Annotated in this window: 27 protein-coding genes; 6 read left to right on the top strand and 21 right to left on the bottom strand. The window is 37.1% G+C overall.

The features are described from left to right. Positions 1-203: 203 nt before the first annotated feature. The 4 genes from ACE1TG_RS12520 to ACE1TG_RS12505 are packed head-to-tail and all read left to right on the top strand — an operon-like array spanning position 204 to position 2,800. Positions 204-692, top strand: coding sequence for a hypothetical protein (locus ACE1TG_RS12520; RefSeq protein WP_375052723.1), 489 nt, complete (start codon positions 204-206; stop codon positions 690-692). A gap of 10 nt (positions 693-702) precedes the next feature. Next, on the top strand, positions 703-1,470 hold the full coding sequence (gene modA, locus ACE1TG_RS12515; protein WP_375052722.1) for a molybdate ABC transporter substrate-binding protein: 768 nt from the start codon (positions 703-705) through the stop codon (positions 1,468-1,470). A 14-nt stretch (positions 1,471-1,484) separates the two neighbouring features. Further along, a complete protein-coding gene (gene modB, locus ACE1TG_RS12510) occupies positions 1,485-2,162 on the top strand; it encodes a molybdate ABC transporter permease subunit (protein ID WP_375052721.1) in 678 nt (225 codons plus the stop codon). A 17-nt stretch (positions 2,163-2,179) separates the two neighbouring features. Next, positions 2,180-2,800 carry an ATP-binding cassette domain-containing protein gene (locus tag ACE1TG_RS12505; RefSeq protein WP_375052720.1) on the top strand — a complete coding sequence of 207 codons (621 nt, stop codon included), beginning with the start codon at positions 2,180-2,182 and terminating at the stop codon, positions 2,798-2,800. A gap of 92 nt (positions 2,801-2,892) precedes the next feature. Here the strand turns inward: ACE1TG_RS12505 and ACE1TG_RS12500 are convergent, their stop codons facing one another. From ACE1TG_RS12500 to ACE1TG_RS12465, 8 genes are all read right to left on the bottom strand, one after another. Further along, the gene (locus tag ACE1TG_RS12500; protein WP_375052719.1) at positions 2,893-3,279 is read right to left on the bottom strand and encodes a hypothetical protein; all 387 of its coding nucleotides are present in this window, start codon (positions 3,277-3,279) and stop codon (positions 2,893-2,895) included. A gap of 104 nt (positions 3,280-3,383) precedes the next feature. Beyond that, positions 3,384-3,614 (bottom strand): 30S ribosomal protein S18, encoded by a 231-nt coding sequence (gene rpsR / locus ACE1TG_RS12495; RefSeq protein WP_092491026.1) that lies wholly within the window; start codon positions 3,612-3,614, stop codon positions 3,384-3,386. 33 nt (positions 3,615-3,647) lie between these two features. Further along, positions 3,648-4,118 (bottom strand): single-stranded DNA-binding protein, encoded by a 471-nt coding sequence (gene ssb, locus ACE1TG_RS12490; protein ID WP_375052718.1) that lies wholly within the window; start codon positions 4,116-4,118, stop codon positions 3,648-3,650. A 15-nt stretch (positions 4,119-4,133) separates the two neighbouring features. Beyond that, on the bottom strand, positions 4,134-4,424 hold the full coding sequence (gene rpsF, locus ACE1TG_RS12485) for a 30S ribosomal protein S6 (RefSeq protein ID WP_375052717.1): 291 nt from the start codon (positions 4,422-4,424) through the stop codon (positions 4,134-4,136). A gap of 141 nt (positions 4,425-4,565) precedes the next feature. Then, on the bottom strand, positions 4,566-5,666 hold the full coding sequence (gene ychF / locus ACE1TG_RS12480) for a redox-regulated ATPase YchF (protein ID WP_375052716.1): 1,101 nt from the start codon (positions 5,664-5,666) through the stop codon (positions 4,566-4,568). Between the two features lie 212 nt (positions 5,667-5,878). Beyond that, positions 5,879-6,076 carry a DUF951 domain-containing protein gene (locus ACE1TG_RS12475; protein ID WP_375052715.1) on the bottom strand — a complete coding sequence of 66 codons (198 nt, stop codon included), beginning with the start codon at positions 6,074-6,076 and terminating at the stop codon, positions 5,879-5,881. Positions 6,077-6,091: 15 nt separating this feature from the next. Further along, positions 6,092-6,994: a mechanosensitive ion channel family protein gene (locus tag ACE1TG_RS12470; RefSeq protein ID WP_375052714.1), complete on the bottom strand. Its 903-nt coding sequence runs from the start codon at positions 6,992-6,994 to the stop codon at positions 6,092-6,094. Between the two features lie 74 nt (positions 6,995-7,068). Then, positions 7,069-8,091 (bottom strand): YkvI family membrane protein, encoded by a 1,023-nt coding sequence (locus ACE1TG_RS12465; protein ID WP_375052713.1) that lies wholly within the window; start codon positions 8,089-8,091, stop codon positions 7,069-7,071. A gap of 88 nt (positions 8,092-8,179) precedes the next feature. On the opposite strand from ACE1TG_RS12465, the gene yyaC reads away from it, so the two are divergent. Beyond that, entirely contained in the window at positions 8,180-8,806 is a 627-nt protein-coding gene (gene yyaC / locus ACE1TG_RS12460; protein WP_375052712.1) for a spore protease YyaC, read from the top strand. 381 nt (positions 8,807-9,187) lie between these two features. Here the strand turns inward: yyaC and ACE1TG_RS12455 are convergent, their stop codons facing one another. The 13 genes from ACE1TG_RS12455 to rpmH form a co-directional block, all read right to left on the bottom strand. Then, positions 9,188-9,892 carry a DUF554 domain-containing protein gene (locus ACE1TG_RS12455; RefSeq protein ID WP_375052711.1) on the bottom strand — a complete coding sequence of 235 codons (705 nt, stop codon included), beginning with the start codon at positions 9,890-9,892 and terminating at the stop codon, positions 9,188-9,190. A 22-nt stretch (positions 9,893-9,914) separates the two neighbouring features. Further along, positions 9,915-11,069: an aminotransferase class V-fold PLP-dependent enzyme gene (locus ACE1TG_RS12450; RefSeq protein ID WP_375052710.1), complete on the bottom strand. Its 1,155-nt coding sequence runs from the start codon at positions 11,067-11,069 to the stop codon at positions 9,915-9,917. 108 nt (positions 11,070-11,177) lie between these two features. Continuing rightward, entirely contained in the window at positions 11,178-12,014 is an 837-nt protein-coding gene (locus ACE1TG_RS12445) for a ParB/RepB/Spo0J family partition protein (RefSeq protein WP_375052709.1), read from the bottom strand. Beyond that, on the bottom strand, positions 11,995-12,768 hold the full coding sequence (locus tag ACE1TG_RS12440) for a ParA family protein (RefSeq protein WP_375052708.1): 774 nt from the start codon (positions 12,766-12,768) through the stop codon (positions 11,995-11,997). The genes ACE1TG_RS12445 and ACE1TG_RS12440 overlap by 20 nt, the downstream gene beginning before the upstream one ends. A 325-nt stretch (positions 12,769-13,093) precedes the next feature. Continuing rightward, positions 13,094-13,954: a nucleoid occlusion protein gene (gene noc / locus ACE1TG_RS12435; RefSeq protein ID WP_375052707.1), complete on the bottom strand. Its 861-nt coding sequence runs from the start codon at positions 13,952-13,954 to the stop codon at positions 13,094-13,096. Between the two features lie 331 nt (positions 13,955-14,285). Continuing rightward, a complete protein-coding gene (rsmG, locus tag ACE1TG_RS12430; protein ID WP_375052706.1) occupies positions 14,286-15,002 on the bottom strand; it encodes a 16S rRNA (guanine(527)-N(7))-methyltransferase RsmG in 717 nt (238 codons plus the stop codon). 23 nt (positions 15,003-15,025) lie between these two features. Beyond that, positions 15,026-16,912, bottom strand: a complete 1,887-nt coding sequence (gene mnmG, locus ACE1TG_RS12425) for a tRNA uridine-5-carboxymethylaminomethyl(34) synthesis enzyme MnmG (RefSeq protein ID WP_375052705.1) — start codon at positions 16,910-16,912, stop codon at positions 15,026-15,028. A gap of 118 nt (positions 16,913-17,030) precedes the next feature. Beyond that, positions 17,031-18,407, bottom strand: coding sequence for a tRNA uridine-5-carboxymethylaminomethyl(34) synthesis GTPase MnmE (gene mnmE, locus ACE1TG_RS12420; protein WP_375052704.1), 1,377 nt, complete (start codon positions 18,405-18,407; stop codon positions 17,031-17,033). Between the two features lie 187 nt (positions 18,408-18,594). Further along, on the bottom strand, positions 18,595-19,614 hold the full coding sequence (locus ACE1TG_RS12415) for a M20/M25/M40 family metallo-hydrolase (protein ID WP_375052703.1): 1,020 nt from the start codon (positions 19,612-19,614) through the stop codon (positions 18,595-18,597). Positions 19,615-20,415: 801 nt separating this feature from the next. Then, positions 20,416-21,030: an RNA-binding cell elongation regulator Jag/EloR gene (gene jag / locus ACE1TG_RS12410; RefSeq protein WP_375052702.1), complete on the bottom strand. Its 615-nt coding sequence runs from the start codon at positions 21,028-21,030 to the stop codon at positions 20,416-20,418. Further along, entirely contained in the window at positions 21,027-21,797 is a 771-nt protein-coding gene (spoIIIJ, locus tag ACE1TG_RS12405) for a YidC family membrane integrase SpoIIIJ (protein WP_375052701.1), read from the bottom strand. The genes jag and spoIIIJ overlap by 4 nt, the downstream gene beginning before the upstream one ends. A 142-nt stretch (positions 21,798-21,939) precedes the next feature. Continuing rightward, entirely contained in the window at positions 21,940-22,281 is a 342-nt protein-coding gene (gene rnpA, locus ACE1TG_RS12400) for a ribonuclease P protein component (protein ID WP_375052700.1), read from the bottom strand. A 363-nt stretch (positions 22,282-22,644) separates the two neighbouring features. Then, positions 22,645-22,779 (bottom strand): 50S ribosomal protein L34, encoded by a 135-nt coding sequence (gene rpmH, locus ACE1TG_RS12395; RefSeq protein WP_375052699.1) that lies wholly within the window; start codon positions 22,777-22,779, stop codon positions 22,645-22,647. 587 nt (positions 22,780-23,366) lie between these two features. On the opposite strand from rpmH, the gene dnaA reads away from it, so the two are divergent. After that, entirely contained in the window at positions 23,367-24,719 is a 1,353-nt protein-coding gene (dnaA, locus tag ACE1TG_RS12390) for a chromosomal replication initiator protein DnaA (RefSeq protein ID WP_375052698.1), read from the top strand. Positions 24,720-24,754: the final 35 nt, after the last annotated feature.

The following is a 24,754-nucleotide window of genomic DNA, read 5'->3' as shown; positions in this document are numbered from 1 at the left end:
TTATCTCGTTACAATATGATAACACGATTTTAGCATGAATTGGTATTCAGAATAGCAGATTCTAATATTTCCCGGGTAATAACTTGTAGAATTTTGTAGACAAAGAATAAAAGTTAACGAATTTTAAGGTCAGGGAGCGATTTTATTGCTGATTTTGATTATAATGAAACTAATGGAAGATTCTATAATGAAGGATGAAACGAATGATTTTATTGCAAGCTTTCTTAAACAGTGTTAAATTGCCAACTAAACAGGCAATCTTTAAATTAAATCGAATCGGAATGGATATTACTGTATTATATATGTCTATTCTGGTATTGCTTGTTTCTATTCCGTCGCTGACTGACCGTCTAACAGCAACTGGTGGAGCAAGTGCTGACATGCCGTTAATTCTACTGCTCGTGTATTTTGTTATTTTTTATTACTTACCATTAATTACTGTGGTTTTTCTGCTGCTTTCTTTGGTTGCTTACATAGGAACTGGCATGTCCCGGTTAATGAAGCGAAAAATAAGATTTCCTATACTTTGGAAAATGAGTGCTTATACAACAACAATCCCTTTCTTGCTATACACAGTCATTGCTCTTAGTTTTAAGGTAGATGTTATGTATTTATGGCTCTTCTTAATTTCTTCACTGTTTTTTATAATTAAAATAATCACCGTTTACCCGAAGCGAAAATCTCGAAAATAGGAGTTTTATTATGAAATATCTCGTATACATTCTTCTTGCATTATCACTTTTGATTAATGCAGGCTGCAATAATCAGGAAAGTACAGAGGAACATGAATTGTTCATATCTGCTGCATCGAGCTTATCCGATGTTCTGTCCAAGCTTGGTGATGCATTTGAATCGGAGCACCCAAATACAACACTGACATTAAACTATGGAGCATCCGGGAAACTTGCACAACAAATACAACAAGGTGCGCCTGTTGATTTATTTCTTTCAGCAGACCAAAAATGGATGGACAACCTATCAGAACAGAAGATGATTCTCAGAAACACAAGAGCAAATTTTACACAAAATAAACTTGTGCTCGTTTCAACAGATAATGCCAACACACCTATTAATAATTTAACAGAACTATCGACTAGCGGACTGGATCAAATTGCACTAGGAAATCCTGAAAGTGTACCTGCTGGAAGTTATGCTAAAGAAGTTTTGACCGCAAGTGGAATTTGGAATGATATTAAAAATAAACTTGTTTATGCCAAAGATGTGCGACAAGTACTTACATACGTTGAATCCGGTAACACTGACATTGGATTTGTTTATGCCAGTGATCTGAAGCGATCCAAATTGGTCACGGAGGTTACCAAAATAGATGAATCGTTGTATGGGCCAATAAATTATCCTGCAGCTGTAATGGCATCAAGTGACACCAAAGAGAAAGCAAAGGCGTTTATTAAATTTCTGCAATCAGATGAAGCACAGTCTATATTGGCCGAATATGGATTTGGCTCTTAAAGGTGGAACTGGAAATGGACTATACACCATTATTTCTGTCTTTGAAAATAGCCAGTATTGCAACGGCTGTAGTTGTTTTCTTTGGCATACTTATTGCCAGAATTATATCCCGTAATCAATTCCCGGGAAAGAGAATACTAGAATCATTGTTAATGCTTCCATTAGTTCTTCCACCAACTGTTGTTGGATTCGGTTTGCTTTATTTGTTTGGAAAAAATGGACCAATCGGTAGTTTATTACTGCAATTATTTGATTTTCAGATTGTATTCACGTGGGTTGGGGCAGTTATAGCGGCAATTGTCGTCTCTTTCCCATTAATGTATCAAAGCGCAGCAGCTTCATTTCAAAATTACGATCCCAACATTGAAAATGCTGCGTTGACGATGGGCGCATCAAAGTGGAGAGTGTTTTGGACAGTCACTTTTCCATTGGCATGGCCTGGATTATTAGCAGGCTTAGTATTAACCTTTGCTCGAGCTCTTGGTGAATTTGGTGCAACACTTATGATTGCGGGCTACATTCCAAATCAAACAGAAACAATCCCACTTGCCATTTATTTTGCTGTTGACTCAGGAAATATGGAAGAAGCGGTGTTTTGGGTTATCGGAATTATTGCTGTTGGGTTTAGCGCCATACTCTGGCTGAATTGGTGGAGCGGAAGAAATATTTTACGATTTACAAATGACAAATGATATAGGTGAGATGAATAATGCTTTCATTAGAGATAAAGAAAATACTTAAAGCATTTACGCTTCATGCTGCGTTAAGTATTGGTGAAGAGATTATTGTATTAACCGGACCCTCTGGCGCTGGCAAAACCACAACATTAAACTGTATTTCTGGACTTGATCACCCTGATTCTGGCGAGATCATATTAAATGACCGGCTGCTTTTTCAGAAAAACGGAAAATCACTGCCTGTACAAAAACGAAATATAGGATATGTATTTCAGGATTATGCCTTGTTCCCTCATATGACTATCAGACGTAACATTAAATATGGAATGAAGGATAACAGGCTTGTCAGTTCATTAGTTCATGTTGTTGGAATCGAACATATACTTGATAGCTACCCTGCTGAAATTTCAGGAGGTGAGAAGCAACGCGTTGCCCTTGTGCGTGCAATAGCTACCAAACCCGAGGCACTGCTTCTGGACGAGCCTTTCTCCTCTTTAGATGATAAGACAAAATTAGAATGCCAGAATGAATTGTTGCGTTTGCATGCCATGTGGAAAATACCAATTATTATGGTTACACATGATGTTAAGGAAGCAGAGAAGCTAGGCGATCGTATTCTGAGAATAGAACAAGGAAAGATAATCGATAGTTGAATGCCGTTTTAAGAGATTGTTGCTGTTGATAGAAACTGCGACACAACCTTAGGTGCGAGAGTATATACCAGCTGCCTGGTCAGAGAGCTATACTACAAACCGATTCCCCCTAGTCTATGTCGCAGTTTAACATCAACTGATTTATAATTTCCTGTACAAGAACAAACTTCTGCATCACCTAATGGTCGGGGGGGGGTTGGTCTCTCCTGTTTGGGTGTTGCTCTCTCCCGATTGGCGGTTGCTCTCTCCCGTTTGCATGCTGCTCTCTCCCGTTTGCGTGCTGCTCTCTCCCGAATGAGTGTTGCGCTCTCCCGTTTGCGTGCTGCTCTCTCCCGTTTTGGGGTTGCTCTCTCCCGTTTGCGGGTTGCTCTCTCCCGTTTGCGTGCTGCTCTCTCCCGTTTGTGTGCTGCTCTCTCCCGTTTGCGTGCTGCTCTCTCCCGATTGAGGACTGCTCTCTCCCGTTTGGGTACTGCTCTCATTCTGGACTCTAGTTATCCTCAGCACTTAAATTTTATAATTTCGTATACAATAAAAAAGCCTTTTGACAGTGTTGGCACTGTCAAAAGGCTTTTTATATCTGAATTTACTCTGTTACATATGGCAATAATGCCATTGTACGAGAGCGTTTAATCGCTTTTGTAAGTTTACGTTGATACTTTGCAGAAGTTCCAGTTACACGACGAGGAAGAATCTTCCCACGCTCTGAAATGAAACGTCTTAGTAAATCAACATCTTTATAATCGATGTGCGTAATTCCGTTAGCTGTGAAATAACACACTTTACGACGCTTTGCACGTCCGCGACGAGCTGCCATTAATACCCCTCCTTTTATTTAAATTACATCCACCTAGAATGGTAGATCATCGTCTGATATATCGACCGGCTCACCGTTATTTTTGAACGGGTCCTCTTCGTTTTGAATTGGATTTTGATTTGTCTGGTTCTGATTTTGATTTTGCTGGTATCCTGATGCTTGTTGTCCACTGCTTTGTGAAGAACCTTTCGTTTCAAGGAATTGAACACTGTCTCCGACAACTTCCGTTACAAAAACAGTCTTGCCATCCTTTCCTTCGAATGTACGTGTTTGTAAACGTCCATCGACACCAATCATACTACCCTTTTTCATGTAATTTGCCAGATTTTCTGCCTGTCTGCGCCAAACAACACAGTTGATAAAGTCAGCATCACGGTTCCCTTGCTGATTTGAAAAAGGTCGATTAACTGCTATGGTAAAGTTGGCTACCGCCACTCCATTTGGTGTATAACGTAGATCAGGATCCTTCGTTAACCTGCCGACAAGTACGACACGATTTAACATCAGAACCACCCCTTATTATTGATCATCTTCTCGAATTACCATATGACGAATAATGTCATCAGAGAACTTAGCTAAGCGATCAAATTCATTAATAGCATTTACATCGCTGCTGAAGTTAATCAGTACATAATATCCATCACGATAGTCATTGATTTCATATGCAAGACGTTTCTTGCCTTTTTCATCAACTTTTTCAATCTCCGCCCCATTATCCGTTAGAACTTTATTAAAGCGCTCAACTAAAGCTGTTTGAGCTTCATCTTCAATATCTGGACGGATGATATACATGATTTCGTATTTTCTCATCCGGTACACCTCCTTTTGGTCTTAGCGGCTTCATTTATGCAATGAAGCAAGGAGTAATCTTGTTTCATTACTCACAACATCGTATTATACCAAATCTTATTATAAAAAACAACCATTCGAGGGATCCTGCTACGTTATTTACTAGACATTAAAACGAAAATGGATTACATCGCCATCTTTCACGATATATTCTTTACCTTCTAACCGAACATTTCCTTTTTCACGTGCTTGCGCCATAGCTCCTGCATCCATAAGATGATCATAGGATACGGTTTCAGCACGAATAAAGCCTTTTTCAAAATCAGTGTGAATAATTCCCGCAGCCTGTGGTGCTTTTATTCCTTTGCGGAAAGTCCAAGCGCGCACTTCCTGTTCACCAGCTGTAAAATAGGTTGCCAAGCCCAATAGATTATACGAAGCCTTAATAAGCTTATCCAAACCTGATTCAGCGATACCTAAATCATCAAGAAACTCTTCCTTTTCCTCCTGATCAAGTTCAGCTATTTCTTCTTCAATTTTTGCACAAACAACAATTACCTCTGCACCTTCTTTTGCTGCATACTCTCTTACCCTTTGCACATTTTCATTTGCATCAGGCTCGGTAATTTCTTCCTCACTTACATTTGCTACATACAGTGTAGGCTTACTGGTTAATAAATGAAGCCCTTTTACTATTTTCCAATGTTCTTCTGAAAACTCCAAAGCACGTACAGGTTTTTCTTCTTCAAGACCTTCTTTAAGCTTAAGGAGAATATCATGTTCTGCAATAGCTTCCTTATCCTTTTGTCGTACAAGCTTCTCCACCCGCTGTATCCGTTTATTAACAGATTCTAAGTCAGCTAAAATAAGCTCAAGACTAATGATCTCAATATCATCTATTGGATCGATTTTCCCTGACACGTGTGTAATATTATTATCTTCAAAACAGCGAACAACTTGGCAAATTGCATCAACCTGGCGAATATGGGATAAAAATTGGTTTCCCAATCCTTCTCCTTTACTTGCACCTTTCACAATACCAGCAATATCAGTGAATTCGAATGCTGTTGGTATAGTTTTCTTCGGTTTTACTAGTTCCGTTAATTTATTTAAGCGATTATCTGGTACCTCTACAATGCCTACATTGGGATCAATAGTTGCGAACGGATAGTTCGCAGCCTCTGCACCAGCTTGTGTAATTGCATTGAACAATGTTGATTTACCAACATTGGGAAGCCCGACAATTCCTGCTGTTAAAGCCATTCAACTTTCACTCCTTAAGGATTTCATTCATATGAACGCGTTAGTCATATCAATTATAGATACAAGATGTTAAATTGACAAGCAATGAAAAAGCAAAAATAAGCAATTATAATTGCCTATTTTCCAAGTACGTTAGCTCAATTTTCACTTTTCATTAATCATACCACAACTATAACTGAATTTTCTGGCCACCAAAAAGAATTTTAGCCAAATTATTCTTCTGCCTTCACAAGTATTTTTTTCATCTTTTTAGTAAATTCTTTCCGTGGAATCATGACGCTGTGATCACATCCCATACACTTAATCCGAATGTCCATACCCATTCGAACAATTTTCCAGCGATTTTCGCCACAAGGATGCTGTTTCTTCATCTGAACGATATCATTTAATTCAAATTGTTTATCCGCCATGTCGCAACCCCCTTTTTATACTTCTTTGTCACGTTCTAACTCTAACGAAGACGGCTCCTGATTCCTTGAATACATCACAAGACGTGGTGCAGGAATTTCAATACCTTCTTTATATAATACCTCTTGAACTTCTTTTCGGACTATTCGTGCACCTGCCCATTGATACGATGGCAATGTTTCTGCAATAATGCGAATTACATAATGGGAGCTTTCCAGGGTTTGTACACCTATTATTTCTGGAACCCGGACAATTTCTTCATATTTATCAGGCAATGTCTTGCTGACACCATCGATTATTTTCTCGGCATTGCCAACATCACTTTCATATGGTACATTCACATCCACAACAGCAAGACCATTGTGAATGGAATAGTTGGTAACCTGCGTTACATTTCCATTTGGAATTACATGCTGTTCGCCAGTCCAGCTTTGAATTTTAGTTGTACGCAATCCAATTTCTTCTACAGTTCCTTCAACACCTGAAGTAAGTATATAATCCCCTACAGAGAATTGATCCTCAAAAATAATGAAAAAACCGGAAATAATATCACGGACAAGGTTTTGTGCTCCAAACCCTATGGCCAGACCTGCAACACCGGCTCCGGCCAACAAAGGTCCTACTTTTGCACCTAGTACATTATCCAATATCATAATAATTGCTGTAAAATATACGGTATACTTTAAAACATTTTGGATCAGTTTTTTAAGGGTGTTCTCCCTTCTTTCGGTAATCCGGAAAGGGCCACGTGATTTATTTTGGAAAACCCTGCCTATAACATTATTTCCAACACGTATAATAATGATCGACAGGAAAATGATTAACATAATCTGAAATAATCCCTGACCAATATCTATCCATAATTCAGGACCTGCAATATAGTCCCACAACTGCTCAAATTTATTTTTGATAAATTCCAAAATAAAACCTCCGACGTTCAACTCTATAGCTAGATTTTACATTAATGCTGCTATCATTAAAAGAAAAGCGAAACCTAACTATTTTCTTCCATTTTTTTCCAAAATGGATAGAGCAATAATCTTGTTAGAACATATAAGTTAAGAATACCATATATCGGATAAATATAGCTTATTAATGTAGAGAAACCTAATGTCGTTAATGGAATCATAGCTACAAGTATGAGAATTACTAATAACCAAATTGGCATATTAATTATGCTTTGCAGCCTGGAAACGATACCTAACACTCCTGCAGCCGCCGTTGTAAAGATAGCAAACCATAGAAGGATAGACATAAGTATAAGCATTCCAAATGGGTAGTGCTTTAGTATTGCGAATAATGGTATTTCATATAAAAGTAATTCGTCAGCTATCTGTATTAAACTATTATTATATATGAATGATATCGTGCCCAGAATTAAGCCGCTACCAAGTGAAGCAATCCATATTTCCTGTTTGGACTGAACTTTATTCCCTATCGCCCCCAACACCGCTATTAAAGGTAAAATATTCAAAGCTGTAAAAGGAAATGCTGCAGTCCAATTTCGCTGTTCAGCCCAATGAGAAAACATTGAAAGCTCCTGGTCCATTGTAAATACTAATAAAATATATAGAAGGCCACCAAGTAATAATGGTAATATAACCTGATTCATTGCCAACAAACCACTAATATCTTTCAAAAACAAAATAATTAAACCAACTGCAATAACAAGTACTCCCCACCAATACGAAAAATTAAATGCCTGTCCAGTAGCACCACTTCCAGCAATCATTACAACTGTTGTCGTAAATAAATATAAAAATATCATAACGTCATATAATTTTGTTAACTTAACCCCAACAATATCACCAAGTACTGGTAAGTAATCAGTAGATTGTTTTTCATAGCTTACTTTCATTATTACATTACAGCATATCGAAAAAAATAACGTAAACAACAGAATAGCAAGTCCACTTTCATGACCAAAAAATTGCCATAATTCCCTGCCAGAAGCATATCCAGCCCCAATAGTTGTACCAATTATTAAAAACATCCACTTAAGACCAGCTCTCCACATCACATTTCCTCCATTATTTTTCGTATCTACGTATAGATCGATAATTTTTTCCGTATACTTATACCAATATGTTTATGGAGGATAAGCTATGAATCTAATAAATCGATTTGTTCCTAAAAATGATAAATTACAGTTGTTACATAATGACCCAACACTAACGGATGCAATGAGTGAGAGGTTGACTTCCTGGTTTCCAAAGATTCCGCGAGAATATGTAGTTGTTTGTATTGGAACCGACCGTTCTACCGGAGATGCACTTGGTCCCTTGGCAGGTACTTTTCTTTCCGAAAAGAAACCAAAGCATATAACTATTTATGGGACATTAGCAGATCCTGTTCATGCCATAAATTTGAAGGATCATATTAAGTTAATAAATGGCCATCACAAGGATGCATTTATTATTGCTGTTGATGCATCACTTGGTAAATCAACATCGGTGGGCAGTATCATTTCAGATGTTGGTTCATTAAGGCCAGGGGCAGCATTAAATAAGGATCTTCCTTCAGTCGGGGATATTCATATTACAGGTGTGGTTAATATAAGTGGTTTTATGGAATATTCTATATTACAAAATACGAGGCTATCACTTGTTGTCGAAATGGCAAAATCTATTGCTTCTACATTAGAAAAGGTAGACCTGCAATTAGCATACAGCAAACCTTTTCCAGCAATAGTTGCTTCGAATCAAAAGCGTAAAAGTGGTGTAGAGGTTTAACATCTCTTATATGAAGTTTAAACGGTTATTGCTATTAATATATGATGTCATGTGGAAAAATAACTGAGTGATATTACACTGCTTACTTTATCTTGATAAAAGATATATTGTGACCGATATAAGCAAGATTTTGAAATTATTATAAAAGGCAGCTGGTATATGCGATACTTCTGTTGGATAGTCCGTCTAAGATAACCCACAATGAGCGTTTTATGTGATCGGGACAGATTAAGTGGCGCCACGTCCTGTGGCAAGTCGGAGGCACATGATTACTCCATGATAAGCGAGTAATTTCCAGCTGTGCCGCAGTAAGGTTAAATAGCAACAAAACTTCTAAAAAGGGCTTGTACCTAAAAAAGAACCCTACTATATAGTAGAGTTCTAGAATAATAAATAGATATAATAGACAAATCCTACTGTTAAAAGCGAGGGCAGCAAATTCCCAACTCGTATTTGGGTAATTTTTAATAGATTCAACCCAATCGCTACTATAAGCAGCCCACCCACTGCAGTTAACTCTACTATTAGCCCATTCAAAAACGATTCAGGAAGCCAATTATCAATTTGGGTAGCTAAAAGTGCAATAGAGCCCTGATAAAGGATAACAGGAATCACTGAAAATATGACACCAAACCCCAAAGTTGTCGTTAATACAAGTGCAACAAATCCATCTATTACACCTTTTGTAATGAGAACTTCATGGTCTCCTCGCAGGCCTCCATCTAAGGCGCCAATCACAGACATAGCTCCTATCACAAATATTAACGAAGCTGTTATAAACCCCTGCGCAACACTAAAATTGTCATTAGTCGAGGTAAATCGACCACCTATCCATGCTCCTAACCGATTTAAACCTTCTTCGACATGTATCATCTCGCCAATTATTGCACCAGTCAATAGACTTAATAGCACAACAACAATAACTTCAGTAGTAAAAGCCATTTGCATACCTATTAATATAACAGCAAGGCCAATTCCATGAATAACAGTTTCTTTATATCTTTCTGGTATTTTTGTAAAGAATAACCCTATTAAACTCCCTGCTATTATACATGCTCCATTTACCAATGTTCCAAATAAAACCATAGTGTCACTCCGTTTGCTAGTATTAAATCAGATTATATGAAGATGCTATTTCCTCTATTGCTTTAATAAATGCAACGACTTCTTCTTCCGTATTATATATACTCAGACTAGCTCTAACCACACCTTGTTCAGTTGTGTTTAATGTTTCATGTGTAAGCGGGCTGCAATGAAGCCCTGGTCGAACAGCGATTTTATAATGTGAATCAAGAATCATGGCTATCTCCTGTGAGGGTATATCAAGGATATTAAATGCCACAATAGGCATTTTGTGTGCATACTTGCTTGGTCCATAACAAGTAACCCCTTCAATCTTTTCTAAACCATTTAAAAGTGTTTCAGTTAAAATTGTTTCACGTGGAACATTTTCATTCTGCCTTTCTTCAAATGCTTTCAGAGCGGCATTTAAGCCAGCTATTCCAGGAGTATTTAATGTCCCGCTTTCGAGTTTATCAGGCATTTGATCAGGTTGATTAGGCTCTTCTGAGAAATTACCTGTCCCTCCCTGAAAAATTGGCTGAAGCTCGATATCTCCTTCAATTAGCAGCATACCTGTCCCCTGAGGTCCCATTAATCCTTTATGTCCAGGAAAAGCCATCATATCGATACCCATCTGTTTCATATGTAATCGCATGTGACCAGCAGTTTGTGATGCATCAACAAGTGTTAACACATCATATTTTGATGCTAATTTGGTTGTTTCTTCTAATGGTAAGAGTGATCCGGTAACATTTGATGCATGTGTCGTAACTATTAATCTTGTCTTAGAATTCATTGTCTTATTCATACGTTCTATAAATATTTCATCACTTTCATCCCAAGTTATATATGAGATATCGACACCATAGGTTTGCTTTAGGTTCTCTAAGGGCCTCCGTATTGAATTATGTTCAAATGTAGTGGCAATGATATGATCCCCGTCTTCCCAAGATAAACCCTTCAGCGCCTGGTTTAACGCAGCAGTTGCATTGGGAGAAAAAATTGCTTTTTTAGGATCACTGCACCCAAATATACGGGCTGCTCTTTCTCGAGTATCCTGAATTATACCGGATGCTTTCCTTGCCAATTCATGACCACCTCTCCCTGGATTTGCACCTATTTCGTTAAGCGCATAAACCATAGCCTCCCCTACCTCTACTGGTTTTGGAAAGGATGATGCAGCCTGATCGAAGTATATCATAACGGAAACACCTCATTTTTGAAATTTGCTTCTAAAAGATATTTAAATGTAAAAAAAGACTGACAGTTTAATGAAGCGTTTTTAAAAAGTCAGCCTTCCTATTTATTACTAATCCAATGTTCCCAATATACGTTCTAAATCATCATTAGAATAGAATTCTATTTCAATTTTGCCTTTACGCTTTCCCTGATTTATTGTTACAGCAGTACCTAAACGGTCACGCAAAATTGACTCTCTTTCCTGTAAAAATATATCTTTCTTTGGTTTTTCCTTTTTCTTTTTGCCGGGTTTCTCATTCATTTCAAGAATATATTGTTCCACTTGCCGTACATTCATCTTTTCTTTACGTATTTTATCAACGAAAGGCAATACCTTCTGCTTATCTTTAATACCTAATAAAGCCCGTCCATGCCCCATTGTTAGTTCACCGTTGTTTATATAAGCAACCACCTGATCGGGAAGTGAAAGCAATCGAACAATATTAGCTATATGGGATCTGCTTTTGCCCAAACGTCTTGAAAGATCATCCTGTGTAATTTCAAGTTCGTTCATCAGATTCTGATATGCGTGCGCTTCTTCAATTGGAGTTAAGTCCTCACGTTGAAGGTTTTCCAATAAAGCGACTTCCATCATCTTTCCGTCAGTCAGTTCTTTTACAACAGCAGGAATATTTTCAAGTCCTGCCTCTTTTGCAGCCCGGAGCCGTCTCTCTCCCACTACAACTTCATAGCCTTTAATACTTTTACGTAATATTAACGGCTGAATTATTCCATACTCGAGTATTGATTCCTTTAATTCTTCTATTGCGTCTGCGTGAAAAGTCTTCCTTGGTTGATAGGGATTTGGTCGGCATTCATTAATAGGAACTTCATGAATAACGTCATCATCCTTCTCTTCTATTTCAGGAAAAAAAGCATTTATTCCTTTACCTAACCCTCTCGCCATTACTCATCACTTCCTTCGCTAATTCAAGATATACTTCAGAACCTTTTGATTTTGGATCATACGTAATAATAGGTTCCCCATGACTTGGTGCTTCACCTAAGCGGACATTTCTAGGGATGACTGATTTGTATACTTTGTCCTGAAAGTATTTTTTTACTTCTTCAATAACTTGAATACCAAGGTTCGTTCTTGCATCAAGCATTGTTAATAAAACACCTTCGATCATTAATGATTTATTTAAATGCTTTTGTACCAGACGGATGGTGTTTAATAATTGACTTAGACCTTCCAATGCATAATATTCACATTGAACAGGTATTAATACGGTGTCTGAGGATGTAAGTGCATTAATAGTAAGCAATCCTAAAGAAGGTGGACAATCAATAATGATATAATCATACTCTTCTTTTAAGTCTTCCAACGATTTTTTTAATCGGATCTCACGAGAAATAGTAGGAACTAATTCTATCTCAGCTCCTGAAAGTTGAATGGTTGCAGGTATAATGTCCAAATTTTCGACTTTTGTAGGAACACATACTTTTTCCGCAGGCAGGTCCTCTACCAGGACGTTATAAATGCATTGGTTCATATCAGCTTTGTTAATGCCAACTCCACTTGTGGCATTACCCTGCGGATCGATGTCCACAATCAAAACTTTATTCTTCAAGTGTGCAAGACCTGCACTTAAGTTTACCGATGATGTTGTTTTTCCTACGCCACCTTTTTGATTTGCTATGGCTATAATTTTACCCATGCTGTCACCTACCTAAAATCTATACTTATTATTCTATCACTTTTTTCAACAAAAGACCTATTAATATAGTATATTGTTTAAAAAAATATTTAAAAATCTATTAATTACTTTAGAATACTTGTCATTATTAAAGGTATTCTTGTGAGAGCGTATTTCTAAGAGCCTTTTATACTTTGCCAGATGGAGATCACTCATACATTACGATACTAGTTATACTTTTTTAACTGCTAAAATAGAGTTAAAAACCACTCATCTTAGTTGTAAAAAGATGAATGGTTAATTATAAATTATAGTTTAAAAGCATCTCAAATATATGAAGAATCTATTATTTTTTTTTTGGTATTTTAATTGTAATCTGATAAAATTCATCAAGGTCTTCCTCATCTGTCTCCACATCAATTCCAGTATCTGAAACCATATTTAAAGACTGACGAATGGTATTCATTGCAATCCGAATATCCTTATTAACACCTTTAAGTTTAGCTTGTTTTTTAGCAGGTTTGTCTTTCGGCTGATTTAACTTGGCTATATATTCTTCTGTTTGTTTAACATTTAAGTCTTTTTCTAAAATTGCATGTAAAACTTTCGACTGTTCATCTGTGTCTCCCAGCTTTATCAAAGCTCTAGCATGACGTTCTGTAATATCCTTCTTTAATATTGCTTGCCTAACTTCCTCAGGAAGCTTTAGTAACCGCAATTTGTTGGCAATAGTTGATTGATTTTTACCTAATCGCTGTGCCAAGGCTTCTTGTGTCAAAGAGTGCATTTCTAATAGACTGGCATATGCACTTGCCTCTTCTATCACAGTTAGCTCTTCACGCTGTAAATTCTCTATCAGCGCAACTGAAGCTGTTTCAGCATCAGACATACCTCGAATAATAGTCGGTATGTTTTGCCACTCCAATAGTTGTACGGCACGCCACCTTCGCTCACCAGCTATAAGTTCATACTTTTCACCATCATCAATCTTGCGAACCACTATCGGCTGAATCATCCCATGTGTATGTATAGTTTGAGCTAATTCCTGAATCTTTTCTTCATCGAACACCGACCTGGGCTGAAATCTATTCGGTTCTATTTTCTGAACAGAAAGTTGGATTACTTCATCTGGATGGTACTTTTCTTCTTCTGACTCAGGATCAGATTTATCTCCCGTACCGAAAATTCGGTTAAAAGGGCTTACCATTACCAAACACCACCTTTAATTATACTATATAACAACTATTACTATCTTAAAAATAGCAGAATGTTTCACGTGGAACATTACTGAAAATTATAGAAAACTTGTACTTATCGCCAAGCTTTAATATAGATAAGCATTAGTTGCCCTTATGCCGTTAAGAAAGTATAAATACTTTCTTACTGCTAAAACTATCAACAAGAAAAAAGCGCAGTATAAACATTGCTGCGTTCGAACGGTTTATCTCTCAGTTTATAATCCTATTTTACCATATATATACTTGGAATAGTATCAAATAGCAAAATATAATTTCATCAATCAGTCAGCTATGTAAAGTTTAAACAATTGGTTTTTTACCTGGAACACCAGGCTTTCTCGGATATTTATTTGGAGTAATTCGTTTCTTGTCTATTAATATTATAGACCTTTCACTATTTTCATTTGGTAATGTGAATGTGTGTATAGTGTCAAGCTCTCCACCCAGTAATTTAATTACTGTACTTGAATCCATTACTTCCTGTTTACTTTGTGAACCTTTCATTGCAATAAATACACCATTCTTTTTTGCTAGTGGCAAGCATAACTCACTCAAAACTGTCATTCGCGCAACAGCTCTAGCTGTGACGATATCGAATGATTCTCTGAATTTCTTGTTTTTTCCAAAATTTTCTGCGCGATCATGGTAAAAAGCCACTTCACTTATCTCTAATTTTACAGCTAATTCGTTTAAAAAATTAATCCGCTTCTTTAATGAATCGACAATGGTAACTTGTAAATCAGGGAAACATATTTTGAGGGGGATGCTAGGGAATCCTGCCCCAGCACCCACATCACAAATATGCAGTTCTTTCGTAAAGTCATGATAAAAGGCTGCGGAAATAGAATCATAAAAATGTTTTAAATAAACATCTTCCTCATCCGTTAAAGCAGTCAAATTTATTTTCTCATTCCATTCCACTAACGTTTGAAAATAAATATCAAATTGCTCGATCTGTTTGTCTGAGAGTTCGATACCTTTCTGACGTAATGCTTCTACAAATTGTTTTGGATTCATGAAATAGAGCACCTCACACGTAATTAATTAGCAACTCGAGCAATTTTCCCCTGTTCAATATAAACAAGTAAAATGGAAACATCAGCTGGATTTACACCTGAAATTCGAGATGCCTGACCAACTGAAAGCGGACGTACTTCTTTCAGTTTTTCTTTGGCCTCAGATGCAATACCGTCAATATCATCATAATCAAGATTGTCTGGAACTTTCTTGTCTTCCATTTTAAGCATCCGTTCCACTTGTTCGTTTGACTTTTTAATATAACCTTCATATTTAATTTGTATTTCGACTTGTTCCAGAACATCGTTTGGAAGTGATTTATTTGGTTCGATTACTTTTTCGAGCATGTCATACGTAATTTCAGGGCGTTTTAATAAATCATAAGCTTTAACCGCTTCTTTTAACGGGGTTCCATTTGCTTCAGCCATCATTTGTTGTACATGCTCTGCTGGTTTAATGACAATTTTTGACAATCTTTTCTTTTCTTCTTCTACCAGCTGTTTCTTTTCAACAAATTTATTATAACGTTCTTCCGTTATTAGACCTAGTTTATAACCTGTTTCAGTCAGACGCAAATCAGCGTTATCATGACGCAGTAACAAACGGTATTCCGCACGTGATGTTAATAGACGATACGGTTCGTTTGTTCCTTTTGTTACAAGGTCATCGATTAATACGCCGATATATGCCTGGGAACGATCCAAAATTAATGGGTCTTTTCCAAGCACCTTAGCAGCAGCGTTAATTCCTGCCATTATTCCTTGTGCGCCTGCTTCTTCATAGCCGGAAGTCCCGTTTATTTGACCTGCAGTAAAAAGTCCCGGGATTTTTTTCAATTCCAGTGTTGGCCATAATTGCGTAGGAACAACTGCATCATACTCAATTGCATAGCCTGCACGCATAATTTCAGCATTTTCCAGACCTGGAACTGAACGAACCATATCATGCTGAATAGATTCTGGAAGTGACGTTGATAACCCTTGCACATAGACCTCTTCCGTATCTCTTCCTTCTGGCTCAAGGAAAATTTGGTGTCGCGGTTTATCATTAAATCGAACAATTTTATCTTCAATTGATGGACAATAACGCGGACCAGTACCACGTTTCATTCCAGAATACATTGCAGATAATGACAAATTATCATTAATCAGTTGATGGGTAACTTCATTCGTGTACGTTAACCAGCAAGGAATCTGATCCAGAATAAATTCAGTTGTTTCATATGAGAATGCTTGTGGTTTACTCTCACCAGGCTGGATTTCCGTTTTGGAATAGTCAATTGTATGGCTATTCACACGTGGTGGTGTACCAGTTTTAAATCGAGTGATTTCAATTCCTAGTTTTTCCAGATGTTCCGATAGTTTTACCGATACACGCTGGTTGTTTGGACCACTTTCATATTCAAGGTCACCCATTAGCACTTTACCACGCATAAACGTACCTGTTGTAACAATTACAGTCTCTGCATGATAAGCAGCTTTTGATTCGGTAATAACCCCTTTACATACACCGTTTTCCAGTATTAGTTCATTTACCATACCCTGTCTTAATGTCAGATTTTCTTCATTCTCAATGACATTTTTCATTTCTTTTATATATAAAGGTTTATCAGCTTGGGCACGTAATGCCTGTACTGCTGGACCTTTTCCAGTATTCAACATGCGCATTTGAATATGAGTTTTATCAATTACTTTTGCCATTGCCCCACCTAATGCATCTATCTCACGTACGACAATTCCTTTAGCAGGACCGCCTAATGATGGGTTACACGGCATAAAAGCAATCATATCCAAATTCAATGTCAGCATAAGTGTTTTCGCACCCATTTTGGATGCAGCAATACCTGCTTCTACACCTGCATGACCTGCGCCAACAACGATTACATCATAATGTCCTGCATCGTATACCATACTTTGTCATCCTTTCTTATTTAGAAGTTAAAAAAGTATAAATACTTTATTACTGCATAAGTGCAACTAGGGCTTATCTATAATAAGGCATGGCGATAAGCCCAGTTTTCTAATAATACTACTTTCCTAAACAAAATTGTGAAAATAACTGATCAATTAAGCTATCACTAGCAGTATCTCCAATTATTTCACCTAAAAACTCCCATGTTCGTGTTACATCGATTTGTACAATATCAAGCGGCATATTCATATCAAGACTTCCCATTGCATCTTCCAAAGCCTGTTTAGCCTGCTTTAATAATTGAATATGTCTTATATTTGAAACATACGTCAAATCACCTGCATCAATTTCCCCAGCAAAGAAAGTCTTAGCAATTGCGGATTCCATTTCATCAACACCCTCTTCTTTAATTAATGAGGTTGTAATGACTGGTTTACCTTCAGCTAGTTCGTTGACTTTATTCATATCAAGTTTTTGTTCCAAATCAGATTTATTAATAATCACAATATAATCTAATCCTTGAACAGCCTCAAAAAGCTTTTCGTCTTCAATTGTTAGTTCTTCATTATAATTTAAAACAAATAATATAAGATCTGACTCTTTTAACACTTTTCTTGACCGTTCAACACCAATTTTCTCAACAATATCTTCCGTTTCTCGAATACCAGCAGTATCTACAAGTCGAAGTGGGACGCCTCGAACATTAACGTATTCTTCAATCGTATCTCGTGTTGTCCCAGGTACTTCCGTTACAATAGCTTTATTTTCCTGAACAAGTGTATTCATTAATGAAGATTTACCAACATTTGGCCGTCCAACAATTGCTGTCCCTAACCCTTCACGCAAAATTTTCCCTTGCTTTGCAACCTGTAACAGTTCTTCAATTTCAGCATGAACTTCTTTTGACTTACTACGCATCATTTCGTTCGACATTTCTTCGACATCATCATACTCCGGGTAATCAATATTCACTTCTACATGGGCAACTGTTTCAAGTAAATCCTGTCGAAGGCGTCCAATCAATTCGGATAATCGTCCATCCATTTGCTTTAAAGCTACCGACATAGCTTTGTCCGTTTTAGATCGAATTAGATCCATTACAGCCTCAGCCTGTGACAAGTCGATTCGGCCATGCAAAAATGCACGTTTTGTAAATTCTCCAGGTTCAGCAATCCGAACTCCTTCTCCAAGTATTATCTCCAATACTCGGTTTACAGCAACCATTCCACCGTGACAATTGATTTCAACAATATCTTCACGTGTGAAAGTTTTCGGGGCACGCATTACCGAAACCATCACTTCCTCAGCAACATCATTTGTCACAGGATCAATTATTTTTCCATAATGAATGGTATGCGACTCAGCCTCAAGCAAATTTTTCCCGCTGAATAACTTAGCCGTAACAGGGATTGCCTTTGGACCACTTAACCGTACTATTGCAATTGCACCCTCACCAATCGGTGTCGAAATCGCAGTTATTGTATCTGTTTCCACTTCACTCACCTCCATCATTTACAAACATAATTTATTATATATATACATCTTTTTATTTTTATCGTCACTAACTTAATAGAATATCACATTTTCGACCAAAAATAAACTTATCCACAACTGAAAAAATCATACATAAAAAACCTTTTATCCACATGTGAATAAAAGGTTTTAATAAAATTATTAACAACTACAGATTTGGTTCTTCATAATAATAATCCACAGGCACTGGTGCTACATTTGATTTTTCTAGAGCTGGGGTGTCCTTACGAGCGGCCTGATAGATAGCTGAACCAACGATATCTGCTACATTCTTTAATTTTTCTTTACTAATGTGTTCTATTACATCATCTTCCGAATGGTACCATGGCTCCAGTGGTGTATGAATAAATAATGCAGCCGGAATTCCTAAATTGTGAAAGGCAACATGATCACTTCTGCCAAGTTCACTATATGGAACAAGTTCACTTACTCTAGATCCTGCAGCAGCGCCCAGATCTGTTACTGTATTTTTTTCTCCATTAGCAGTAAACATTACTAGATCCCCTGCATCGGCACTGCCAACCATATCCATTTGGAACATCGCTACTGTATTTTCAGCATCTTCAGCTGACATTGCCTCAGCATATTTTCTTGATCCCCAAAGACCATATTCTTCAGCCCCAAACGCGACAAATTTAATGGTCGAATCTGTTGGTGTCTTTGCGTACACTCTTGCTAATTCAAGTAGAGCGGCAGTGCCTGATGCATCATCATTTGCACCTTGCCCCCATGGTACTGAGTCATGGTGGGACCCTACAATAATTTCCTGTCCTGTGTCATGATTCTTCATTGGCTCTTTCGTGGCTTCTACATTATAGGAAGTAATTTCTTCTCCACCCGAAGGAAAGGTAAATTCCTGTACAGAAACATTTTCATAACCATAACTTTCAAATTGGTTAACAAGGTACTCAACCGTCTCTAATTCACCTTCAGTACCAGCACCTCGAGAGCCTATTTCTTCTGATAAATAAGCAACATGGTTATATATATTATCAACATTCACCCGCTTTACAATTTTATTATCGAAAGCTTGATTAGATTGGCCGCTTGATGCGTCTTCTGGGGCTGCATATACCGGTGTAGCTATCATTAGTAACATTGCCAGTATAAGAATGGAATTTTTCCGTGCTTCATAGAATCCACTCCTTTTTCGATTTAACTTTATCATTCGATCATCTTGGTGTGGATTCCTTTATTCAACAGAAAAACAGTAAAATAGTTTGAGTTGAAACAGGCTATAATTGGTTAATTCATCCTTTAGTACTAATTAGTAAACTTGATTTATCGGCAGGATTTAAATGGGAAAATTCTTGAAATAAAATTCGAATTTTCTATGTTGCTGATTAGATATATATTGCGACATAAATTAAAGGTACCAAGTTGTAGTATTTTAGTGTGGATCCCTGACCGCGCAGTTGGAATATACTCGCGCACCAAAGGCTCACCACGAGCCTCCGACGCATAGGACGTGCTAGTGCAGACGTTGCCACAGGACGTGGCGTACTTAGTCTGCCTTGCTCGCAAAGAACGCTCCCTGTGGGGTCTCTTAGGATCGCTGTCCCACAGGAGTCTCGCATATTCCAACTGCTGGTTTAGAAGGTCTAAGATCTTGTTTACATCATCACAATAAGCATTTATTTTTATTTAATAAGTGAGCAAAAACCAGCGGAGGAAATACATGGAGACTCCTGCGGGAAAAGCAACAGCTGAAGATCCCGCAGGAAGCGGTTTTTGCTTCCGAGGAGGAAGCTGAAGCGTTGCCCTAGGTGCGCAGAATGTATTTCCGAAGCGATGTCAAGCACTCAGCTGTTGTTTCGTAGTTTCTATCAACTACGTATTAGATCCAACCTTTCAAAATGAACATTCTTAACATCCTATCCTGTTATTAGTCGTCGTTAAAGTGAAAGTTCCAGTCATTAACAGTACATTAAAAAATCCCTAGGACATTACCTAGGGATTTTAGTAGCTTTTATGGTTTTATAACAATATGGCGATGCGGTTCGACACCATCTGAATAGGTAGAGATATCTTTATTCCCCTGCAACGCACTATGGATTAGTTTACGTTCAAACGCTGGCATTGGTTCAAGCGCAACTTTCTTGTTTAATCGTGTCGCTTTATCAGCCATTTTATACGCAAGAGATTCAAGTGTTTCTTTTCTGCGACCCCGATACCCCTCTGCATCAACCGTGACCGTATAATACGATTTACCATCCTTATTTAATACAAGATGTACTAAATACTGAATTGCATTTAGGGTTTGACCGCGTTTCCCTATCAATAATGCTATCTTTTCACCAGATAATTCAAACGTTACATGATTTTCTTTAACAGTAGTTGTAATTTCAGTCGAAACATTCATATTTTCGGTTACTTCCTGCAAAAACTTTTCAGCTTGTTCGATTTGGTTTTGAGCAATTGTAACTTTTACAAATGCCCGTTTTGAACCAAATACACCCAAAAGTCCTTTTTTACCTTCATCAATAACATCGACTTCAACGTGGTCCCTTGTTGTGTTTAACTGCTCTAATGCTGATTGGACCGCCTCTTCAACAGTTTGTCCGCTAGCAGTTATTTCTCTCACTTTTTGTCTCCTCCATTACTTGCGTCTTTCATCATTGGTTTACGGATGAATAACGTTTGTGCCACCATGAAGATATTACCAACTACCCAGTACAACGCTAACGCTGATGGGAAGAACATAGCAAACACGGTAATCATAATTGGCATCACATAAAGCATAACCATCATTTGTGGATTTTGTGACGCAGGACTACCTGCCATCATTAATTTTTGCTGTAAAAATGTAGCTCCACCGGCAACAATTGGTAAAATAAAGAATGGATCAGCTTCACCTAATTGGAACCATAGAAAAGTATGTGTCTGAATTGCTTCAGTACGCATAATAGCATGGTATATTGCAATCAATATCGGCATTTGCACAAAAATCGGCAAACAACCCGCAAGTGGGTTTACCCCGTGTTTCTGAAATAGAGCCATTGTTTCCTGTTGCAATTGCTGCTGTGTCTTTGCATCTTTTGAACTATATTTCTTTTGAATTTCTTTAAGTTCGGGCTGAATATCCTGCATTGCTTTCGAACTTTTTAATTGCTTCACGTTTAATGGTAATAGTACTAAACGAACAATTATGGTAACAATTACAATTGCTAACCCGTAGTTCCCATTAAACAACTCGGCAAAGTATGTAATTAACCAGGACATTGGAAATACAAACCATTCTGCCCAGAAGCCTTCTGTATTTTCATCAATCGGTTGGTTAACATCCATACAACCTGAAAGAATTGCCAGTAACCCGATCATGGTAACAAGCAATAAAAACTTTTTACGCAATTTGTTTCCTCCTAACTATTCAAACACCACAGACACTTGTCCAAGTAATGGTGCTAAACAACAAAACCCCTACATTAACTATTCTAGTTGATATTTTATCATTAAATGATTATAAGATTCTATATAAATTCATAATTGACTACTATTTTTTTATTAGACGTTCTCTCGACAATAAATGTATTAAACTCTTTTTTATTTCATGAAAGTTCATCTTTCTGGTTGGCTGACGCGCAATAATTACTATGTCATATGTAGGAAGTACATTTTTATCCAACTCATGAAACGCCTGCCTCAAACACCGTTTAATCCGATTTCGCATAACTGCATTTCCAATCTTTTTTCCAACTGAAATCCCAATACGGAAATGCTGCTGCTCTGACTTTTTTATATAATATATGACAAGCTGACGATTAGCAAAAGACTTTCCATGCTTAAATACATGTTGAAACTCATCATTATCTTTTATTCGAAATATCTTTTTCATGATTATCACCTTTATCAAACAAAAGCGCAAGCGCCTGTATAACTACTTAAAGACAGCACCCGCATATAGCAGGTGAGTAACAATGCTGTATAGGAGTGTCCTTTGTCAACTCTCTACCGTATTAAAGAATAAAGCTTTACGTTTAATAAGCAGCGGTCCTACTTATAAGAACCACTGCTCTATTTAAGCAGTTAAGAATGTATAAATACTTTCTTACTGCATAAGTGCAACTAAGGCTTATCTATATTAAAGCTTGGCGATAAGCCAAGTTTTCTAATAGTCCGCTAACTGCAAATCTGTTTTTCATACACCCTAATAACGATCCTAGGTGGAAAAAAGACCACTGAGATCTTTTTCAGTGGCCTATGCAGACAATACTTTTCTTCCTTTACGACGGCGACGAGCCAAAACATGACGTCCATTTTTCGAACTCATACGATTACGAAAGCCGTGTACTTTTTTACGTTTACGATTATTTGGTTGAAATGTTCTTTTCATTTATCTTGCACCTCCCTGAGGAATTAAAACTCCAAATTACAAATAACTTATCAAGTAGACAGTCTAAGTCATTATACTTAAAACATCGGACATATGTCAACTTCATGAGAGAATTTTTTATCCACATATCAATGTTAAACTTCTTTTTTCGTAAATTTATTATCCACAACAATTATCGACAAGATAACCACATAATATGTTAGTGTGGATAATTCCTGTCTACAAGTGCTGATTTTTGTGGATAACTGTCGAATAGCCGTTGCAACTTCTCTATTTTTTTGGTATTATATTTGTGTTTTAATATGTGTAAATCTATCTTCAGGTTTTTGCTTATCCACAATCTGTGGAAAAACTGTGGACATTTGTTCACACCTCTGTTCATCATCTTATCAACAAAAATGTGGATATCGTATATAACCTGACGAAACCGTTACTATTACTGTCTTTTACTATCCACAATTTAAAAAATTAATATGTTTTTATTCTTATTCTATACATAATGCCTTTCCGTCTTCCGTTGTTATTAATAATGAAGATTGAGAGAGGTTTTTTCTGTCAATTACAGTTATTGAAAGGGGTGAACCAGGTTGGAAAACATTGATGAATTATGGACAGCAACATTAGAAAAAATTGAAGAGAAGATCAGCAAACCTAGTTTTGACACTTGGTTAAAAAATACAAAAGCCGAAAAACTTGAAGAAGATACATTAATTGTGTCAGCACCAAATGAATTTGCACGGGACTGGTTAGAAGGCAGATACACGCAGCTTATTAATGATATTTTAGTAGACATAACTGGTGCAAACCTGTCTACGCAATTTATTATTCCAGAATCTCAAGAACAGGTAGATGAAATCGATGCTGCTCCTAAAAAAGTACCTGCAATGAAAAATAATGGTAGTTTTGATGCACCAAAAACAATGCTTAATTCAAAATATACATTTGATACATTCGTTATTGGGTCTGGTAACCGCTTTGCCCATGCAGCATCATTGGCAGTTGCGGAAGCTCCAGCTAAAGCATATAACCCATTATTTATTTATGGTGGAGTTGGACTTGGTAAAACACATTTAATGCATGCCATCGGTCATTATGTACAAGACCACAATCCTGAGGCGAAAGTAGTTTATTTATCATCTGAAAAATTTACAAATGAATTTATTAACGCCATTATGGACAATAAAGCTACCAGTTTCAGGAACAAATACCGAAATATTGATGTATTATTAATTGATGATATTCAATTCCTTGCTGGTAAAGAACAAACCCAGGAAGAGTTTTTCCACACATTTAATACATTACATGAAGAAAATAAGCAAATTATCATTTCGAGTGATCGTCCTCCAAAGGAAATACCAACACTGGAAGATCGATTACGCTCACGATTTGAATGGGGCTTAATTACAGACATTACCCCTCCAGATCTCGAAACGAGGATTGCTATTTTAAGTAAAAAAGCTAAAGCAGAAGGACTTGATATTCCAAGTGAGGTAATGCTTTACATTGCAAATCAAATTGATACAAATATTCGTGAACTGGAAGGAGCTTTAATTCGTGTTGTGGCTTATTCCTCTTTAGTAAACCAGGATATTGACGCATCACTTGCAGCTGATGCACTAAAGGATATTATTCCAAGCAATAAACCTCGTACTATTACAATCCACGGGATACAGGAAGCCGTAGGAGAAAAATACAATATTAAGCTGGAAGACTTTATGGCCAAAAAACGCACAAAATCCATTGCTTTCCCGAGACAAATTGCAATGTATCTTTCAAGGGAGCTGACTGATTTTTCATTACCGAAAATAGGAGAAGAGTTTGGCGGCCGTGATCATACAACTGTTATACACGCACATGAAAAAATAAGCAAAATGATGGAAAATGATACACTAATGCACAAAGATATTGAAGAGTTAAAAGAACAGTTGAAATCTTTTTAACCTATCAACATGTTAATAATGTGAATGTAGGATCA

The sequence above is a fragment of the Virgibacillus sp. JSM 102003 genome, assembly GCF_041949995.1.
GTDB lineage: Bacteria > Bacillota > Bacilli > Bacillales > Amphibacillaceae > Lentibacillus.
This window is presented reverse-complemented; position numbering and strand designations above follow the sequence as displayed.

Coding starts and splice junctions, on each gene's coding strand:
- ACE1TG_RS12440 (WP_375052708.1), bottom strand. CDS start 12,768: ATGGGTAAAATTATAGCCATAGCAAATCAAAAAGGTGGCGTAGGAAAA.
- modB (WP_375052721.1), top strand. CDS start 1,485: ATGGACTATACACCATTATTTCTGTCTTTGAAAATAGCCAGTATTGCA.
- ACE1TG_RS12520 (WP_375052723.1), top strand. CDS start 204: ATGATTTTATTGCAAGCTTTCTTAAACAGTGTTAAATTGCCAACTAAA.
- ACE1TG_RS12500 (WP_375052719.1), bottom strand. CDS start 3,279: ATGAGAGCAGTACCCAAACGGGAGAGAGCAGTCCTCAATCGGGAGAGA.
- ychF (WP_375052716.1), bottom strand. CDS start 5,666: ATGGCTTTAACAGCAGGAATTGTCGGGCTTCCCAATGTTGGTAAATCA.
- ACE1TG_RS12465 (WP_375052713.1), bottom strand. CDS start 8,091: ATGTGGAGAGCTGGTCTTAAGTGGATGTTTTTAATAATTGGTACAACT.
- ACE1TG_RS12445 (WP_375052709.1), bottom strand. CDS start 12,014: ATGGCGAGAGGGTTAGGTAAAGGAATAAATGCTTTTTTTCCTGAAATA.
- ACE1TG_RS12455 (WP_375052711.1), bottom strand. CDS start 9,892: ATGGTTTTATTTGGAACATTGGTAAATGGAGCATGTATAATAGCAGGG.
- rsmG (WP_375052706.1), bottom strand. CDS start 15,002: ATGAATCCAAAACAATTTGTAGAAGCATTACGTCAGAAAGGTATCGAA.
- ssb (WP_375052718.1), bottom strand. CDS start 4,118: ATGTTAAATCGTGTCGTACTTGTCGGCAGGTTAACGAAGGATCCTGAT.
- rnpA (WP_375052700.1), bottom strand. CDS start 22,281: ATGAAAAAGATATTTCGAATAAAAGATAATGATGAGTTTCAACATGTA.
- ACE1TG_RS12505 (WP_375052720.1), top strand. CDS start 2,180: ATGCTTTCATTAGAGATAAAGAAAATACTTAAAGCATTTACGCTTCAT.
- ACE1TG_RS12450 (WP_375052710.1), bottom strand. CDS start 11,069: ATGATATACTTCGATCAGGCTGCATCATCCTTTCCAAAACCAGTAGAG.
- yyaC (WP_375052712.1), top strand. CDS start 8,180: ATGAATCTAATAAATCGATTTGTTCCTAAAAATGATAAATTACAGTTG.
- noc (WP_375052707.1), bottom strand. CDS start 13,954: ATGGTAAGCCCTTTTAACCGAATTTTCGGTACGGGAGATAAATCTGAT.
- rpmH (WP_375052699.1), bottom strand. CDS start 22,779: ATGAAAAGAACATTTCAACCAAATAATCGTAAACGTAAAAAAGTACAC.
- rpsF (WP_375052717.1), bottom strand. CDS start 4,424: ATGAGAAAATACGAAATCATGTATATCATCCGTCCAGATATTGAAGAT.
- ACE1TG_RS12475 (WP_375052715.1), bottom strand. CDS start 6,076: ATGGCGGATAAACAATTTGAATTAAATGATATCGTTCAGATGAAGAAA.
- mnmG (WP_375052705.1), bottom strand. CDS start 16,912: ATGGTATACGATGCAGGACATTATGATGTAATCGTTGTTGGCGCAGGT.
- rpsR (WP_092491026.1), bottom strand. CDS start 3,614: ATGGCAGCTCGTCGCGGACGTGCAAAGCGTCGTAAAGTGTGTTATTTC.
- ACE1TG_RS12415 (WP_375052703.1), bottom strand. CDS start 19,614: ATGATAAAGTTAAATCGAAAAAGGAGTGGATTCTATGAAGCACGGAAA.
- modA (WP_375052722.1), top strand. CDS start 703: ATGAAATATCTCGTATACATTCTTCTTGCATTATCACTTTTGATTAAT.